Annotated in this window: 13 protein-coding genes; 7 read left to right on the plus strand and 6 right to left on the minus strand. The window is 74.2% G+C overall.

The window, feature by feature from the left end; genetic code table 11:
* Positions 1-90: 90 nt before the first annotated feature.
* The 4 genes from DNL40_RS03265 (at position 91) to DNL40_RS03280 (ending at position 5,001) form a co-directional block, all read left to right on the plus strand.
* Positions 91-2,340 (plus strand): polyribonucleotide nucleotidyltransferase, encoded by a 2,250-nt coding sequence (locus DNL40_RS03265; RefSeq protein WP_111249758.1) that lies wholly within the window; start codon positions 91-93, stop codon positions 2,338-2,340.
* Positions 2,341-2,344: 4 nt separating this feature from the next.
* On the plus strand, positions 2,345-3,673 hold the full coding sequence (locus DNL40_RS03270; RefSeq protein WP_111249759.1) for a M16 family metallopeptidase: 1,329 nt from the start codon (positions 2,345-2,347) through the stop codon (positions 3,671-3,673).
* A 79-nt stretch (positions 3,674-3,752) separates the two neighbouring features.
* On the plus strand, positions 3,753-4,523 hold the full coding sequence (gene dapB, locus DNL40_RS03275; RefSeq protein ID WP_111249760.1) for a 4-hydroxy-tetrahydrodipicolinate reductase: 771 nt from the start codon (positions 3,753-3,755) through the stop codon (positions 4,521-4,523).
* Between the two features lie 10 nt (positions 4,524-4,533).
* Positions 4,534-5,001, plus strand: coding sequence for a tetratricopeptide repeat protein (locus DNL40_RS03280; RefSeq protein ID WP_111249761.1), 468 nt, complete (start codon positions 4,534-4,536; stop codon positions 4,999-5,001).
* 46 nt (positions 5,002-5,047) lie between these two features.
* Here DNL40_RS03280 and DNL40_RS03285 read toward each other — a convergent pair whose 3' ends face one another.
* The 5 genes from DNL40_RS03285 to DNL40_RS03305 all read right to left on the minus strand — a co-directional run bounded on the left by DNL40_RS03285 (position 5,048) and on the right by DNL40_RS03305 (position 9,116).
* Positions 5,048-5,527, minus strand: a complete 480-nt coding sequence (locus DNL40_RS03285; RefSeq protein ID WP_111249762.1) for a hypothetical protein — start codon at positions 5,525-5,527, stop codon at positions 5,048-5,050.
* A 109-nt stretch (positions 5,528-5,636) separates the two neighbouring features.
* Complete coding sequence (locus tag DNL40_RS03290; protein ID WP_111249763.1) at positions 5,637-6,167, minus strand: GNAT family N-acetyltransferase; 531 nt, start codon at positions 6,165-6,167, stop codon at positions 5,637-5,639.
* 227 nt (positions 6,168-6,394) lie between these two features.
* Positions 6,395-6,715 carry an AzlD domain-containing protein gene (locus DNL40_RS03295; RefSeq protein WP_111249764.1) on the minus strand — a complete coding sequence of 107 codons (321 nt, stop codon included), beginning with the start codon at positions 6,713-6,715 and terminating at the stop codon, positions 6,395-6,397.
* Positions 6,712-7,542, minus strand: a complete 831-nt coding sequence (locus tag DNL40_RS03300) for an AzlC family ABC transporter permease (RefSeq protein WP_425450745.1) — start codon at positions 7,540-7,542, stop codon at positions 6,712-6,714. The genes DNL40_RS03295 and DNL40_RS03300 overlap by 4 nt, the downstream gene beginning before the upstream one ends.
* A 92-nt stretch (positions 7,543-7,634) precedes the next feature.
* On the minus strand, positions 7,635-9,116 hold the full coding sequence (locus tag DNL40_RS03305; RefSeq protein WP_111249766.1) for an NAD-dependent succinate-semialdehyde dehydrogenase: 1,482 nt from the start codon (positions 9,114-9,116) through the stop codon (positions 7,635-7,637).
* 88 nt (positions 9,117-9,204) lie between these two features.
* Here DNL40_RS03305 and dapA point away from each other — a divergent pair, with 88 nt between their 5' ends.
* The 3 genes from dapA to DNL40_RS03320 all read left to right on the plus strand — a co-directional run bounded on the left by dapA (position 9,205) and on the right by DNL40_RS03320 (position 12,797).
* Positions 9,205-10,119 (plus strand): 4-hydroxy-tetrahydrodipicolinate synthase, encoded by a 915-nt coding sequence (dapA, locus tag DNL40_RS03310; RefSeq protein WP_111249767.1) that lies wholly within the window; start codon positions 9,205-9,207, stop codon positions 10,117-10,119.
* A 31-nt stretch (positions 10,120-10,150) separates the two neighbouring features.
* A complete protein-coding gene (locus tag DNL40_RS03315) occupies positions 10,151-11,836 on the plus strand; it encodes a ribonuclease J (RefSeq protein WP_111249768.1) in 1,686 nt (561 codons plus the stop codon).
* 241 nt (positions 11,837-12,077) lie between these two features.
* On the plus strand, positions 12,078-12,797 hold the full coding sequence (locus DNL40_RS03320; RefSeq protein ID WP_179950908.1) for a DUF4328 domain-containing protein: 720 nt from the start codon (positions 12,078-12,080) through the stop codon (positions 12,795-12,797).
* Between the two features lie 59 nt (positions 12,798-12,856).
* Here DNL40_RS03320 and DNL40_RS03325 read toward each other — a convergent pair whose 3' ends face one another.
* Positions 12,857-13,726, minus strand: a complete 870-nt coding sequence (locus DNL40_RS03325) for an MBL fold metallo-hydrolase (RefSeq protein WP_111249770.1) — start codon at positions 13,724-13,726, stop codon at positions 12,857-12,859.
* Positions 13,727-13,739: the final 13 nt, after the last annotated feature.

Raw genomic sequence — 13,739 nt, forward strand, 5'->3', positions numbered from 1 at the left:
GCCCCGGCACCTCCGGGAAGCCGGGACGTGATCGGTGAGCCTCGATCGAAGACCGCCGGGAAGCGGCGCCCGCGAGAACGGAGGGCACCCATGGAGGGTCCCGAGATCCAGTTCGCCGAGGCCGTCATCGACAACGGCCGCTTCGGCACCCGTACCGTCCGCTTCGAGACGGGCCGTCTGGCCCGCCAGGCGGCCGGCTCCGTCGCCGCCTACCTGGACGGCGAGACGATGCTGCTGTCGGCCACCACGGCCGGCAAGCACCCCAAGGACCAGTTCGACTTCTTCCCGCTGACGGTGGACGTCGAGGAGCGGATGTACGCCGCCGGTCGCATCCCCGGCTCGTTCTTCCGCCGCGAGGGCCGCCCCTCGACCGAGGCGATCCTGGCCTGCCGCCTGATCGACCGCCCGCTGCGGCCCCTGTTCGTCAAGGGCCTGCGCAACGAGGTCCAGGTCGTCGTGTCGGTGCTGTCGATCCACCCGGACGACGCCTACGACGTGCTGGCCATCAACGCCGCGTCGCTCTCGACGCAGATCTCCGGCCTGCCCTTCTCGGGCCCGGTCGCCGGTGTGCGCGTCGCGCTGGTCGACGGCCAGTGGGTCGCGTTCCCGAAGTACTCCGACAAGGAGCGCGCGGTCTTCGAGATGGTCGTCGCCGGCCGCGTCGTCGGTGACGACGTGGCGATCGCGATGATCGAGGCCGAGGCGACGGACGACGCCTGGAAGCTGATCCGCGAGGACGGCGCCCAGGCCCCCACCGAGGAGGTCGTGGCCGAGGGCATCGAGGCCGCCAAGCCGTTCCTGCGGGCCCTGTGCGAGGCGCAGTCCGCCCTGGCTGCCCAGTCGGCCAAGGAGGTCCAGGAGTTCCCGCTGTTCCCGGACTACCAGGACGACGCGTTCGCCGCCGTCGAGGCCGCCATCGCGGCGCCGGCCGCCGAGGCGCTGGCCATCGCGGACAAGCAGGCCCGCGAGAACCGCCTGGACGAGCTGAAGGCCCAGGTGCTGGCCGAGGTCGGCCCGCAGTTCGAGGGCCGCGAGAAGGAGCTGTCGGCCGCGTTCCGGTCGCTGCAGAAGAAGCTCGTGCGCCAGCGCGTGCTCACCGAGGGCGTCCGCATCGACGGCCGCGGCCTGCGGGACATCCGCACGCTGTCGGCCGAGGTCGAGGTCATCCCGCGCGTCCACGGCTCGGCGCTGTTCGAGCGCGGCGAGACCCAGATCCTGGGTGTCACCACGCTGAACATGCTGCGCATGGAGCAGCAGATCGACTCGCTCGGGCCGGTCACGCGCAAGCGCTACATGCACAACTACAACTTCCCGCCGTTCTCCACGGGCGAGACGGGCCGTGTCGGCTCGCCGAAGCGCCGCGAGATCGGTCACGGCGCCCTCGCCGAGCGCGCGCTGGTGCCCGTGCTGCCGAGCCGCGAGGAGTTCCCCTACGCGATCCGTCAGGTGTCCGAGGCCCTCGGCTCCAACGGCTCGACGTCGATGGGCTCGGTCTGCGCCTCGACGCTGTCGCTGCTCAACGCCGGTGTGCCGCTCAAGGCCCCGGTCGCCGGCATCGCGATGGGCCTGATCTCGGACACCGTGGACGGCGAGACCCGCTACGCCGCGCTGACCGACATCCTGGGCGCGGAGGACGCGTTCGGCGACATGGACTTCAAGGTCGCCGGCACCCGCGAGTTCGTCACGGCCATCCAGCTCGACACCAAGCTCGACGGCATCCCCGCCTCGGTGCTGGCCGGCGCGCTGACCCAGGCCCGCGACGCCCGCCTGACGATCCTCGACGTCATCGCCGAGGCCATCGACACGCCGGACGAGATGTCCCCGAACGCCCCGCGCGTCATCACGGTCAAGGTGCCGGTCGACAAGATCGGCGAGGTCATCGGGCCCAAGGGCAAGATGATCAACCAGATCCAGGAGGAGACGGGCGCCGACATCTCGATCGAGGACGACGGCACCGTCTACATCGGGGCCGTCGACGGTCCCTCGGCGGAGGCCGCCCGCTCGGCGATCAACGCCATCGCGAACCCGCACGTCCCCGAGGTGGGCGAGCGCTTCGTCGGCACCGTCGTCAAGACGACGTCGTTCGGCGCGTTCATCTCCCTCTCCCCGGGCAAGGACGGTCTGCTGCACATCAGCCAGATCCGCAAGCTCGTGGGCGGCAAGCGCGTCGAGAACGTCGAGGACGTGCTCTCGGTGGGCCAGAAGGTCCAGGTGGAGATCGGCGAGATCGACCCGCGCGGCAAGCTGTCGCTCGTGGCTGTCACCGAGGAGGACGAGGCTGCGGCCGGGTCCGACGAGGACGTCGCGGACGCTGTCGCGACGGAGCCGGCCGAGGCCTGATCGCATGACGTGGCACCTTCCGCTCGCCGGGGCCGGCGAGCCGGGTGCCGAGCTGACCGCCGGGCAGGACGGGGCGACGATCCGTCGTTCCGTCCTGCCCGGCGGCGTCCGTGTGCTCTCCGAGCACATGCCGGGGCTGCGTTCGGCCACGGTGGGCGCCTGGGTCGGTGTCGGCTCCCGTGACGAGAGCGACGGGCACTTCGGCTCGACGCACTTCCTCGAGCACCTGCTGTTCAAGGGCACCGCCCGCCGCAGCGCGATGGACATCGCGGAGGCGTTCGACGCCGTGGGCGGCGAGGCCAACGCCGCGACGGGCAAGGAGCACACCTGCTACTACGCGCGGGTGCTCGACTCCGACCTGCCGATGGCGGTCGACGTCATCGCCGACATGGTCACCTCCGCGCGCCTGGACGAGGCCGAGCTCGAGACCGAGCGTGGCGTCATCCTCGAAGAGCTCGCGATGAACGACGACGACCCTGCCGACGTCGTGCACGAGCAGTTCACGCAGGCGGTGCTGGGCAGCCACCCGCTCGGGCGACCGATCGGGGGCACGCCGGAGACGATCCGTGCGGTGCCGCGCGACGCCGTGTGGGAGCACTACCGCTGGCACTACCGCCCCGAGACGCTCGTGGTGGCCGCGGCGGGCGGTGTCGACCACGACGCCCTCGTCGCGCAGGTCACCGAGCAGCTGACGGCGGGCGGGTGGGTCCTGGAGGGGTCGGTCGCACCCCGGGCACGCCGTGACGAGGTCGACGACCTCGTCGGTGTCCCGCAGGAGGGTCTCGAGCTGACGGTGCGCCGCTCGGTGGAGCAGGCCAACGTCATCGTCGGGTCCACGGGCCTGGCGGCGACCGACGAGCGCCGGTTCGCCCTCTCGGTGCTCAACGCGGCCCTGGGCGGCGGGATGAGCTCGCGCCTGTTCCAGGAGATCCGTGAGCGGCGCGGCCTGGCCTACTCCACCTACTCGTTCGCCTCCGGGCACGGAGGAGTGGGCACGTTCGGCCTGTACGCGGGCTGCACGCCGGCCAAGGTCGACGTGGTGACCAAGCTGCTGCACGAGGAGCTCGAGCGGCTCGCCGAGGGCGGCATCACCCCGGCGGAGCTCGAGCGATCGGTCGGCCAGCTCCAGGGCGGCCTCGTCCTGGGGCTCGAGGACTCCGGGTCGCGCATGAGCCGCCTGGGCAAGGCGGAGCTGGTGCACGGCGAGCTGCTGAGCCTGGAGGAGTCCCTCGAGCGGATCCGCGCCGTGACGGCGCAGGACGTCCGGGAGCTGGCGGCCGACCTGGCCTCGCGGCCCCGGTCCGTGGTGCGGGTCGGGCCGTTCGGGGACTGACCTGCGACGACCAGCCGGGCACGGGCGGTCCCTGGGAGAGCTGGGGACCGCCCATGGCGAAGGCGACGACGGGAGAGCGATGAGCGAGAAGACGAGAGTGGCCGTGCTGGGCGCGTCGGGACGCATGGGCGCGACGACGTGTGCGGCCGTGGAGTCCGCCGAGGACCTCGAGCTGGCGGCTCGCGTCGGTCGTGGTGACGACGTCACCACGTCGGTGCGCGAGAGCGGCGTGCAGGTCGCCGTCGACTTCAGCGTGCCGGACGCGACCGAGGCGAACGTGCACGCGCTGATCGACGCCGGCGTCCACGCCGTCGTGGGGACGACGGGCTGGACGGCTGCGTCGCGCGGCCGCGTGGCCGAGCACCTGGCCGAGGCCAACGCCGGGCGCGAGCAGCCCCTGGGCGTGCTCATCGCCCCGAACTTCGGTCTCTCCGCTGTGCTGGTGATGCGGTTCGCCGCCCAGGCGGCGCGCTACTTCGAGTCGGCGGAGATCGTCGAGCTGCACCACCCGGACAAGGTGGACGCGCCCAGCGGGACGGCCCGGCACACCGCCGCAGCGATCGCCGCGGCACGCGCCGACGCCGGCCTCGGCCCGATGCCCGACGCCACGGCGAGCGGTCACGACGCCCGCGGTGCCGACGTCGACGGCGTCCGGGTGCACGCGGTGCGCCTGCGCGGCCTCGTCGCGCACGAGGAGGTGCTCCTCGGCAACCCGGGGGAGCAGCTGGTCATCCGTCAGGACTCGTTCGACCGCGTGTCGTTCATGCCCGGCGTGCTGCTCGCGGTGCGCCGGGTGCCGTCCCGCCCGGGCCTGACCGTGGGTCTCGAGCACGTGCTCGACCTCGGGTGAGGGGGCACCGGTGAGCGAGACGAGCGCGCGGCGCCGACTGCCCCGCGGCCTGGTGGGCGCGGTGCTGGTCACGGTGCTGCTGGGCCTCTACGTGTGGGCGATCGCTGGCCGCGGTGTCGCCATGATCCGCACGGGCGAGCCGGTGCTCGTGGGCATCGGTGCGGCGGTGCTCGTCATCCCCCTCCTGGTGCTCGGGATGATCGGTCTGGAGTACCGGCTCGCCGCGCGCGTGCAGCGCATGGCCGACGTGCTCGCAGGCGAGGGCGGCCTGCCCGTGGACGACCTGCCGCGCTCGCCCGGCGGACGGGTGGACCGCGCGGCCGCCGACTCGGCGTTCGCCTCCTACCGGGAGGCCGTCGAGCGCGAGCCCGGCAGCTGGCGTGCCTGGTACCGGCTCGCGTTCGCCTACGACGCCGCGCGGGACCGCAGGCGCGCCCGCGAGGCGCTGCGCAAGGCGTCGAGCCTCTTCGACGGTTGACCCGGCGCGACGCCGCCCGCGCCCCGCTGCGGGGCTGCGCAGATCCTCAGTCCGGCAGGCGGGTCCAGCAGTACAACGAGTGCCGGACGTCCGTGGCACGGTGGGCGAGCTCCGCCAGCGCGAGCACGGCCGTACTTGCCACCAGCGGGACGACCTGGCGCACCTCCGGGGTCCGGGCCCACCGTGCCGCGACGTCGGCCAGCCGCGTGGGGGAGGAGCGCACCAGCGCCTCCACGAGACCGTCGGACAGGCTCACCACCCACGGTCCCTCCCCGTCGCCACCCACCACCTGGCCGTGGCGGCCCTCTGCGGTGCACTCGCCGTAGGGGCGGCCGGAGAGCAGCTCGTGGAGCGTCCCGAGCATGACGAACGGCTCCACGCCAGGCAGGGCCACCGTGTCGAACAAGGGCTCGCCCGAGCCGCGCGCCAGCGTGGACGGCCCCGACGGCACGTCGAGCGCGAGGGCCGCGGCGTCGTCCGACGGCGCGGCGAAGTAGTCCGTCACGATCGCGGCCCCGTCGCCCATGTCGCCCTCTCGCCCGCCTCGCCCCGACAGGTGAGCCGCGGCGTACGACTCATCGTGACAGGCGCGTGCTACGGGACTGTGACGGGGCTGTGTCCGGCAGGGACCGACCTCACAGCAACGCGGACCAGCGCCGCTCCACCACGCTCCGCACGCCGTCGTCGTCCATCCCTACCGCCAGCGCGCGCTCGGTGCCGTCCGGGCCGAGACCGGCCTCGCCGAGGAACCGCTCTCGGCCGCCGTCGCCCTGGAGCACCCACGTCACCACCTCCTGCGCGCCGTCGGAGCGCAGACGGTCCACCGCGGCGCTCAGCAGGCGTGAACCGTGCCCGCCACGACGGTGCCCAGGATCGACCTCGAGGGCGAGGATCTGACCGGGCGCCACCGCAGCGAACCCGACGATGTCGGGCCCGTCCAGCGCCACGAGCACGGCGAAGCCCGGGCCCGGGGGAGCGGACACCGCCTCGGCCCACCGGGAGCGCACGGCAGCGGTGTCGACGAGGTCGACGACGGCGTCGCCCAGCGCCTGGACGGTGCGCCACGCGGCGACCTGGACCCGCGTGACGGCGTCCTCGTCGCCCGGGACGGCGGGGCGCACAGAGACGTCCGCAGCAGCGCCGTCGGACGAGGTGAACAGGGCCATCACCCCAACCTACTGCCCGCCGCCGCCCCGGGGGAGCGGCCCGCGCTGCACCTCAGCCCCAGGGCTGCTGTGGTCGGCCGGGGGTCGGTCGTGCTGCGGGCGGGTGCCTCGTGCCTCGACCCCCACCCTGCGCTGCACCTCAGCCCCAGGGCTGCTGTGGTCGGCTGGGGGGTCGGTTGTGCTGCGGGCGGGTGCCTCGTGCCTCGGCCCCCACCCTGCGCTGCACCTCAGCCCCAGCCGAGGGCCCGGAGGGCGGCTGCCGCCCCGGCCGCCAGCACGACGACGAGCACGAACGGCGCCCGCAGGGCGAGCGCCACCGCCGCCACCGCCAGGGCGGGCAGACGCGCGTCCACGGTCAGGCCCCGCCCGTCGCCCACCGTCTGCACCACCACGAGGGAGGTCAGCAGCGCCACCGTGACCAGCCCGGTCAGGCGGGAGACGCGCTCGTCGGCGAGCCAGTGCTCGGGCACGAGATGGCCCGCGAGCTTGAGGGCGAAGCAGGCGAGCGAGGCGGCGAGCACTGTCACCCACAGCACGGTCGTGGTCATGGGGTCCGTGCCTCACTCTCATCACTCTCGTCGGTGGCGTCGTCAGGGGCATGGCCGGGGGTGCCGCCGCCGGTGGTCGGCCCGTGCGCCGCGAGCGCGGCGGGGCTGGCGGGCCGCGGCCCGGTCAGCACGCCGACCAGCACGGCTGCGGCCGCGGCCGCCAGCACAGGGATGCCGGGCGGTACCACGGGGACGAGCGCCGCCGAGACGACGACGGCCGCCGCAGCGACGCCCTGGGCCGCCCGAGAGGCGAGGCGGGGCCACACGAGGGCCAGGAACGCCGCGGCGGCGGCCGCGTCGAGACCCCACGCACGGGGGTCGCCGAGGGCGTCGCCGGCCAGGGCCCCGACCAGGGTGAACGCGTTCCAGAGCACGAACACGCCGACGCCCGCGGTCCAGAACCCCGCCCGTGCCGCGCGGCGATCCGTCTGCGCGACGGCCACCGCCGTCGACTCGTCGATGGTCACCTGCGCGGCGGCGAGCCGGCGCAGGCCGCGGGCTCCCAGCAGAGGAGCGACGACGGCACCGTAGAGGGTGTTGCGAGCGCCGAGCAGGGCGGCGGTGGCGACGGCGGCCACAGGCGACCCGCCCGCGGCGACCACGCCGATCAGGGCGAACTGGGAGCCGCCGGAGAACAGCAGGAGGCTCAGGGCCATGGTGGGCAGCACGCCGACGCCGGCCACCACGGACAGCGCCCCGAAGGAGATGCCGTACAGGCCGGTGGCCAACGCCACGGACACGCCCTGCCGGACGGCGGCCCGCACCGGAGCGGGCCGCTGTCCGGTGCGCGGTCCGGTGCGTGCGGCGTCGGGACGGGCAGGGCTCACCGCACTACTGCTACACGCCCGAGTGCCGCCGTGCACGGTCGTCTCACACCCGCTGCGCCGGGGGGGACCCCGGAGGCGCTGCCGCCGTCGGCTCACAGGGCCACGTAGACGCTCTCCAGGTACTCCTCGATCCCGGCCTCGCCGCCCTCGCGGCCCAGCCCGGACTGCTTCATGCCGCCGAAGGGGGCGCTCGCGTCGGAGACCATCCCGCGGTTGATGCCGATCATGCCGGCCTCGACCTCCTCGGCGACCCGCATCGCGCGGTCCAGCGAGGTGGTGCAGGCGTAGGCGGCGAGCCCGTACTCGGTGTCGTTGGCGAGGGCGATCGCCTCCTCGTCGTCGCCGAACGCCACCACGGGGGCCACGGGCCCGAAGATCTCCTCGCGCACGGCGCGCGCGTCGGGGTCGACGCCGGTCAGCACGGTGGGGCGGTAGAAGTAGCCGCGGCCCCCGAGGTCGGCGGGGCGCTCGCCGCCGGTGAGCACCTGGGCCCCGCGGTCGGTCGCGTCGGCCACGAGCTCGTCCACGGCGTCGACGGCGGACGCCTCGATCAGCGGCCCGAGGTCCACGCCGTCCTGGGAGCCGTGGCCCAGGCGCAACGACTCGAACCGTTCGGCGAGCTGCCGGGCGAACTTGCGGGCCACCGAGTCGTGCACCAGGAACCGGTTGGCGGCCACGCAGGACTGTCCGGCGTTGCGCAGCTTGGCGACGACGGCGGCGTCGACGGCGGCGTCCAGCTCGGCGTCCCCGAACACGATGAACGGGGCGTTGCCGCCCAGCTCCATGGAGCTGCTGAGCACCTGGCCCGCCGCCGACTGCAGCAGGGTGCGCCCGACGGCGGTGGAGCCCGTGAAGGACAGCTTGCGCAGGCGTGGGTCGGCGAGCAGCGGCCCGGTGACGTCGGAGGCCGACGACGTCGGGATCACGTTGACGACGCCGGTGGGCAGGCCGCGCTCGGCCAGCTCGGCGCGGATGATCTCGGCGACGAGCATGGTGGTCATGGGCGTCAGGCGGGCGGGCTTGATCACCACGGGGCAGCCGGCGGCGAGCGCCGGCCCGATCTTGCGGGTGGCCATCGCGATGGGGAAGTTCCAGGGGGTGATGAGCAGCGCGGGACCCACGGGCCGGTGCTGCACCAGCTGCCTGGCACCGCCGGCGGGGGCGGTGCGCGACAGGCCGGGGAACCGCACCGCCTCCTCGGCGTACCAGCGCAGGAAGTCGGCGCCGTAGACGACCTCGGCCCGGGCCTCGGCGCGGGTCTTGCCGCACTCGGCGGTGATGAGGGCCGCGACGTCGTCGGCGCGGGCGAGGAGGCGGGCGTGCACCGCGCGCAGCAGCTCGGAGCGCTCGCGCGGTGGGACGGCGCGCCAGGCCGGCCACGCCCGTGCGGCCGAGGCGAGCGCACGCTCGGCGTCCTGCGGCGTGGCGTCCGCGACGTCGAACAGGACCTCCTCGGTGGCCGGGTCGACCACCTCGAACGTGCCGCCGCCGTCGGCCGCCTCCCAGCGGCCGTCGACCAGGAGGCCGGTCGGCAGGTGGGCCACGAGGGTGGGGGAGAGGGGCGTCGCCGTCATGCTCCGAGCATGCAACGCCCCGGCCCGTCTCGCCGGCCGGAGCGTCCTCCGAGCGATCGTGCGCCCGGCCTGCGGGTACGGTTGTCCCATGGCTCTCCCCTCGACGCCCGGCCGTCCGTTCGGTGCGGTGCTGACCGCGATGGTCACCCCGATGACGGCGGACGGCGCCGTGGACCTCGAGGCTGCTCGCGCGCTGGCGACGTGGCTCGTGGACCACGGCAACGACGGCCTGGTGCTCAACGGCACCACCGGTGAGTCGCCCACGACCCACGCCCCGGAGAAGGCGGAGCTGGTCGCGGCCGTCGTCGACGCCGTCGGCGACCGCGCGGCGGTCCTGGCGGGTGCTGGCTCGAACGACACGCTGCACGCCGCCCGCATGGCCGAGCAGGCCGCCGAGGCCGGGGCTGACGGGTTGCTCGTGGTCAGCCCCTACTACTCGCGTCCCTCCCAGGAGGGGCTGGCCCGGCACATGGAGACCGTCGCGGACGCCGGCGGCCTGCCGGTCATGCTCTACGACGTCCCGGGCCGCACCGGTGTGCGCATCGCCACCGACACCTATCTCCGTCTCGCCGAGCACCCCCTCGTCGTCGCGACCAAGGACGCGAGCGGGGACGTCGCCGCCGCGGCGGACCTGGCCGGGCGGACCGGCCTGGCCTGGTACTCGGGCGACGACACGCTCCTGCTGCCCTTCCTCGCGCACGGCGGTGCCGGCATCGTCTCCGTCGCGGCGCACGCCGTGCCCGACGCCTTCGCCGAGGTCGTCGCAGCGTGGGACACGGGCGACACCGCCCGTGCCCTGCAGATCTTCCGCACCACCCTGCCGGCGGTCGCCGCGCTCAACGGCGCCGGCTTCCAGGCCGTCATGGCCAAGGCCGCTGTCGAGGCGCTCGGCGTCGTGCCCGGCCGCGCTGTGCGCCTGCCGCTCGTGGCCGCGTCCGACGACGAGGCCGCCGCGGTGCGTGCCGGCCTCGCCGCCGCGGGCGTGCTCGCGCCGGCACCCTGACCCTCCCCGTCCCCCACCTTTCGGAGACCACGTGAGCCACCCTCACCCCGAGCTGACCCTTCCTCCCGCCCTCCCCGAGGGCGGCCTGCGCATCGTGGCCCTCGGCGGCCTCGGCGAGGTCGGGCGCAACATGGCCGTGCTGGAGCACGCCGGGCGCCTGCTCGTCATCGACTGCGGCGTGCTGTTCCCCGAGGACCACCAGCCCGGCGTCGACCTGATCCTCCCGGACTTCGACTACATCAAGGACCGCCTCGACGACATCGAGGCGGTCGTGCTGACGCACGGGCACGAGGACCACATCGGTGCGGTGCCCTACCTGCTGCGCCTGCGCCGCGACATCCCCCTGGTGGGCTCGCAGCTGACCCTCGCGTTCATCGAGGCCAAGCTCAAGGAGCACCGGATCTCACCGGTGACGCTGGCCGTCAAGGAGGGCCAGGTCGAGAAGCTCGGTGTGTTCGAGTGCGAGTTCGTCGCGGTGAACCACTCCATCCCGGACGCGCTCGCCGTCGCGGTCACCACCGCGGCGGGCACCGTGCTGCACACGGGCGACTTCAAGATGGACCAGCTCCCGCTGGACGGCCGTGTCACGGACCTGCGCGCGTTCGCCCGCCTGGGCGAGAAGGGCGTCGACCTGTTCATGGTCGACTCGACCAACGCCGAGGTGCCCGGGTTCGTCACGCCCGAGGTCGAGATCGGCCCCGTGCTCGACAACGTGTTCGCGCAGGCGGAGAAGCGCATCATCGTCGCCTCGTTCTCCTCGCACGTGCACCGCGTCCAGCAGGTGCTCAACGCCGCGCACCACCACGGCCGCCGGGTGGCGCTCGTGGGCCGTTCGATGGTCCGCAACATGGCCATCGCCGCCGACCTCGGCTACCTCAAGGTGCCCGACGGCGTGCTGATCGACCTGAAGAAGGCCGCCGACCTGCCCGACGACCAGGTCGTGTACATGTCCACGGGCTCGCAGGGCGAGCCGATGGCGGCCCTGAGCCGTATGGCCAACGGGGACCACCAGGTGCGCGTGGGCCACGGCGACACGGTGATCCTGGCGTCGTCGCTCATCCCGGGCAACGAGAACTCCGTCTTCCGCGTCATCAACGGCCTGACCCGCCTCGGCGCCCGCGTCGTCCACTCGGGCAACGCGAAGGTGCACGTCTCGGGGCACGCGTCGGCCGGCGAGCTCCTGTACTGCTACAACATCCTGCGGCCCAAGAACGTGATGCCGGTGCACGGCGAGGTGCGTCACCTCGTGGCCAACGGGGCGCTGGCAGTGCGCACCGGCGTGCCGCCGGAGCGCGTCGTGCTGGCAGAGGACGGCGTGGTGGTCGACCTGGTCGACGGCAAGGCGTCGGTGGTCGGTGCGGTGCCGTGCGGGTACGTGTACGTGGACGGCTCCAGCGTGGGCGAGATCACCGACGCCGAGCTCAAGGACCGGCGCATCCTGGGCGAGGAGGGCTTCGTGTCCGTCTTCGCCGTGGTGGACTCCGCCACGGGCAAGGTGCTGGCGGGGCCGCAGATCCTGGCCCGCGGCATGGCGGAGGACCCGTCGGTGTTCGACGACATCCTCCCCGAGGTCGTCAAGTCGCTCGAGGACGCGATCGCCGGTGGCGCCACGGACACCTACCAGCTGCAGCAGGTGATGCGACGCGTCATCGGGCAGTGGGTCAACCGCCGCCTGCGCCGCCGGCCGATGATCGTGCCGGTGGTCGTCGAGGCCTGACGGTCTCACCCCCCGAAGGGTTGTCCACAGGCTGTGGACGCCCTCGGTCGGGGTGGTCGCCCCGCACCTAGCGTGAGGCGACCACCCCGACCGAGGAGCCTCCTTGCCGAACCCGACAGCCCCCGTCCTCGTCCCGCCCGCGCCGACGCCCGGCCCGGTCGTCCTTCCTCCGGCGGGCGGGCCTGCCCGCTCAGACATGCGCTTGCCGCGCGCGTCCGGCCTGCGACGCCCCGGTCGCTCGATGCGCCTGTCCGAGGCGCGCGACGGCCGGGCCACCGCGTCGGTCGTGACGGTGGTGCTCGCCGGGACCCTCCACCTGATCCAGACGGTGACGGTCGCCTCGACCGTCGTCGCGCTGGCCGCCGAGCGGTCGCGGTGGGCCCCGGCCCCCGCGCCCGAGAGGTCGCTGCTCGAGAGCGGCCTCGATGTCGTGGCCTCCGTCGCCATGCTGGCGGCCCATGTGGTCTCGCTCGCCTGGCTCCTGCAGGCACGCAGGGCCGCGGAGACCCTCGCACCTGGGTACCGCCACGCCCGGGGGCCCACGTGGGTGTGGCTCGCCTGGGTCGTGCCTGGGGCTGCGCTCTGGTTCCCGTACCAGGTGGTGCGGGACGTCCACGCCGCGTCCCGGCAGGCTGCCGGGCTGACGGGACCGGAGGGACGGACCCGAAGCCTGGTCACGTGGTGGGTCTGCTGGCTCTGCTTCGTCATGTCCTCTGCGGCGCTGACCTGGACGGTGATCCTGCTCGCTCTCGTCGTGCCCGGCGACCCGCTGCTCGTGGGGATGCTGCCCATGCTCCTGACGGGCGTGGGGCTCGCGGCCGTGGCGGCGGGGCTCGCATGGGTGGTGGTCGTCCGTGAGGTGGCAGTCGCCCAGCGCCTGGCTCGCGTCAGTGCGATGCAGCGTTCGCGCTGGATCGGGCGGTCCGCAGGCACCTCGGGTCCTGGGACGTCAGTGCGCTGAGCCGGTGTCCCGGTGTCCCGGTGTCCCGGGGTCCCGGGGCACGGCGGTGCCCGCCGGCGTCAGGCGCGCGAGCGCAGGAGCTCCAGCTGGTGGGCATGCTCCCCGGCCACCCACTCCTCGGCCAGCCGCAGGTCACCGACCTGGGCCCCACCTGCGGCCTCACGCTCGAGCGCGTCGAGGTATGCGTGGTCGGCCGCGAACCGGGCGGCGATCGCGGCAGCCCCCCGAGCGGGGGTCCCGTGCCCCGGGACGAGGACCTCGACGTCGCCGTCGCGCGCCGCAGCCGCGAGCGCGTCGAGGGCCGCCCGGTAGTCGCCGAGGGGGTCGGCAGGGGCGTGGGCGGGGTCCCCACCCGGGCCGACGTCGAGGAAGGGGACCTCGACGTCCGACAGCATGTCGCCGGCCAGGAGCACGCCGCGGGTCACGAGCGCGAGGTGGCCGGGGGCGTGCGCGTCGTGCGCGACGACGGTGCAGCCAGGGGGAGCGGGAGCCGGGAGGCCGGCGAACTGCGGACCTGTCAGGTGCGCGGGGAGCCCGGGCACCGGCGTCAGCCGGCCGAACAGCTCACGCTCATGACCGGGCGCGACCTGCTCGGCGTCCGCCCACAGGCGCTCGACGCCGGTCACCACCTGCGCCACCGCGCGGGGCGCGGCGAACCGGGGGACCGCGCCCAGGGCCGTGGACCACAGCACGTGGTCCCAGTGGGGGTGGGTGGCGAGCCCGGCGGTCACCCGCCAACCGCGGTCCTTCACGGCCGCCGCCAGCCCGGCAACCTCGTCAGGGGTGATGCCGGGGTCGACCACGAGCACCTCGGAGCCCCGTGCGACGGGCTCGTCCACCACGAGCACGCTGCTCGAGGTCCAGGTTGTCGCCGTCGCCAGGTAGACCCCCGCCGTCAGCTCGGTCAGGGGGCGTGGAGCGGTGGCCATGCTGCGATCCTCA

It is taken from the genome of Xylanimonas oleitrophica, assembly GCF_003244315.1.
In the GTDB taxonomy this organism is placed as follows: domain Bacteria; phylum Actinomycetota; class Actinomycetes; order Actinomycetales; family Cellulomonadaceae; genus Xylanimonas_A; species Xylanimonas_A oleitrophica.

What these genes read in the sequence shown, in the direction of transcription:
- DNL40_RS03265 (WP_111249758.1), top strand. Translation starts at nt 91, where the DNA reads ATGGAGGGTCCCGAGATCCAGTTCGCCGAGGCCGTCATCGACAACGGC.
- DNL40_RS03270 (WP_111249759.1), top strand. Translation starts at nt 2,345, where the DNA reads ATGACGTGGCACCTTCCGCTCGCCGGGGCCGGCGAGCCGGGTGCCGAG.
- dapB (WP_111249760.1), top strand. Translation starts at nt 3,753, where the DNA reads ATGAGCGAGAAGACGAGAGTGGCCGTGCTGGGCGCGTCGGGACGCATG.
- DNL40_RS03285 (WP_111249762.1), bottom strand. Translation starts at nt 5,527, where the DNA reads ATGGGCGACGGGGCCGCGATCGTGACGGACTACTTCGCCGCGCCGTCG.
- DNL40_RS03290 (WP_111249763.1), bottom strand. Translation starts at nt 6,167, where the DNA reads ATGGCCCTGTTCACCTCGTCCGACGGCGCTGCTGCGGACGTCTCTGTG.
- DNL40_RS03295 (WP_111249764.1), bottom strand. Translation starts at nt 6,715, where the DNA reads ATGACCACGACCGTGCTGTGGGTGACAGTGCTCGCCGCCTCGCTCGCC.
- DNL40_RS03305 (WP_111249766.1), bottom strand. Translation starts at nt 9,116, where the DNA reads ATGACGGCGACGCCCCTCTCCCCCACCCTCGTGGCCCACCTGCCGACC.
- dapA (WP_111249767.1), top strand. Translation starts at nt 9,205, where the DNA reads ATGGCTCTCCCCTCGACGCCCGGCCGTCCGTTCGGTGCGGTGCTGACC.
- DNL40_RS03320 (WP_179950908.1), top strand. Translation starts at nt 12,078, where the DNA reads ATGCGCCTGTCCGAGGCGCGCGACGGCCGGGCCACCGCGTCGGTCGTG.
- DNL40_RS03325 (WP_111249770.1), bottom strand. Translation starts at nt 13,726, where the DNA reads ATGGCCACCGCTCCACGCCCCCTGACCGAGCTGACGGCGGGGGTCTAC.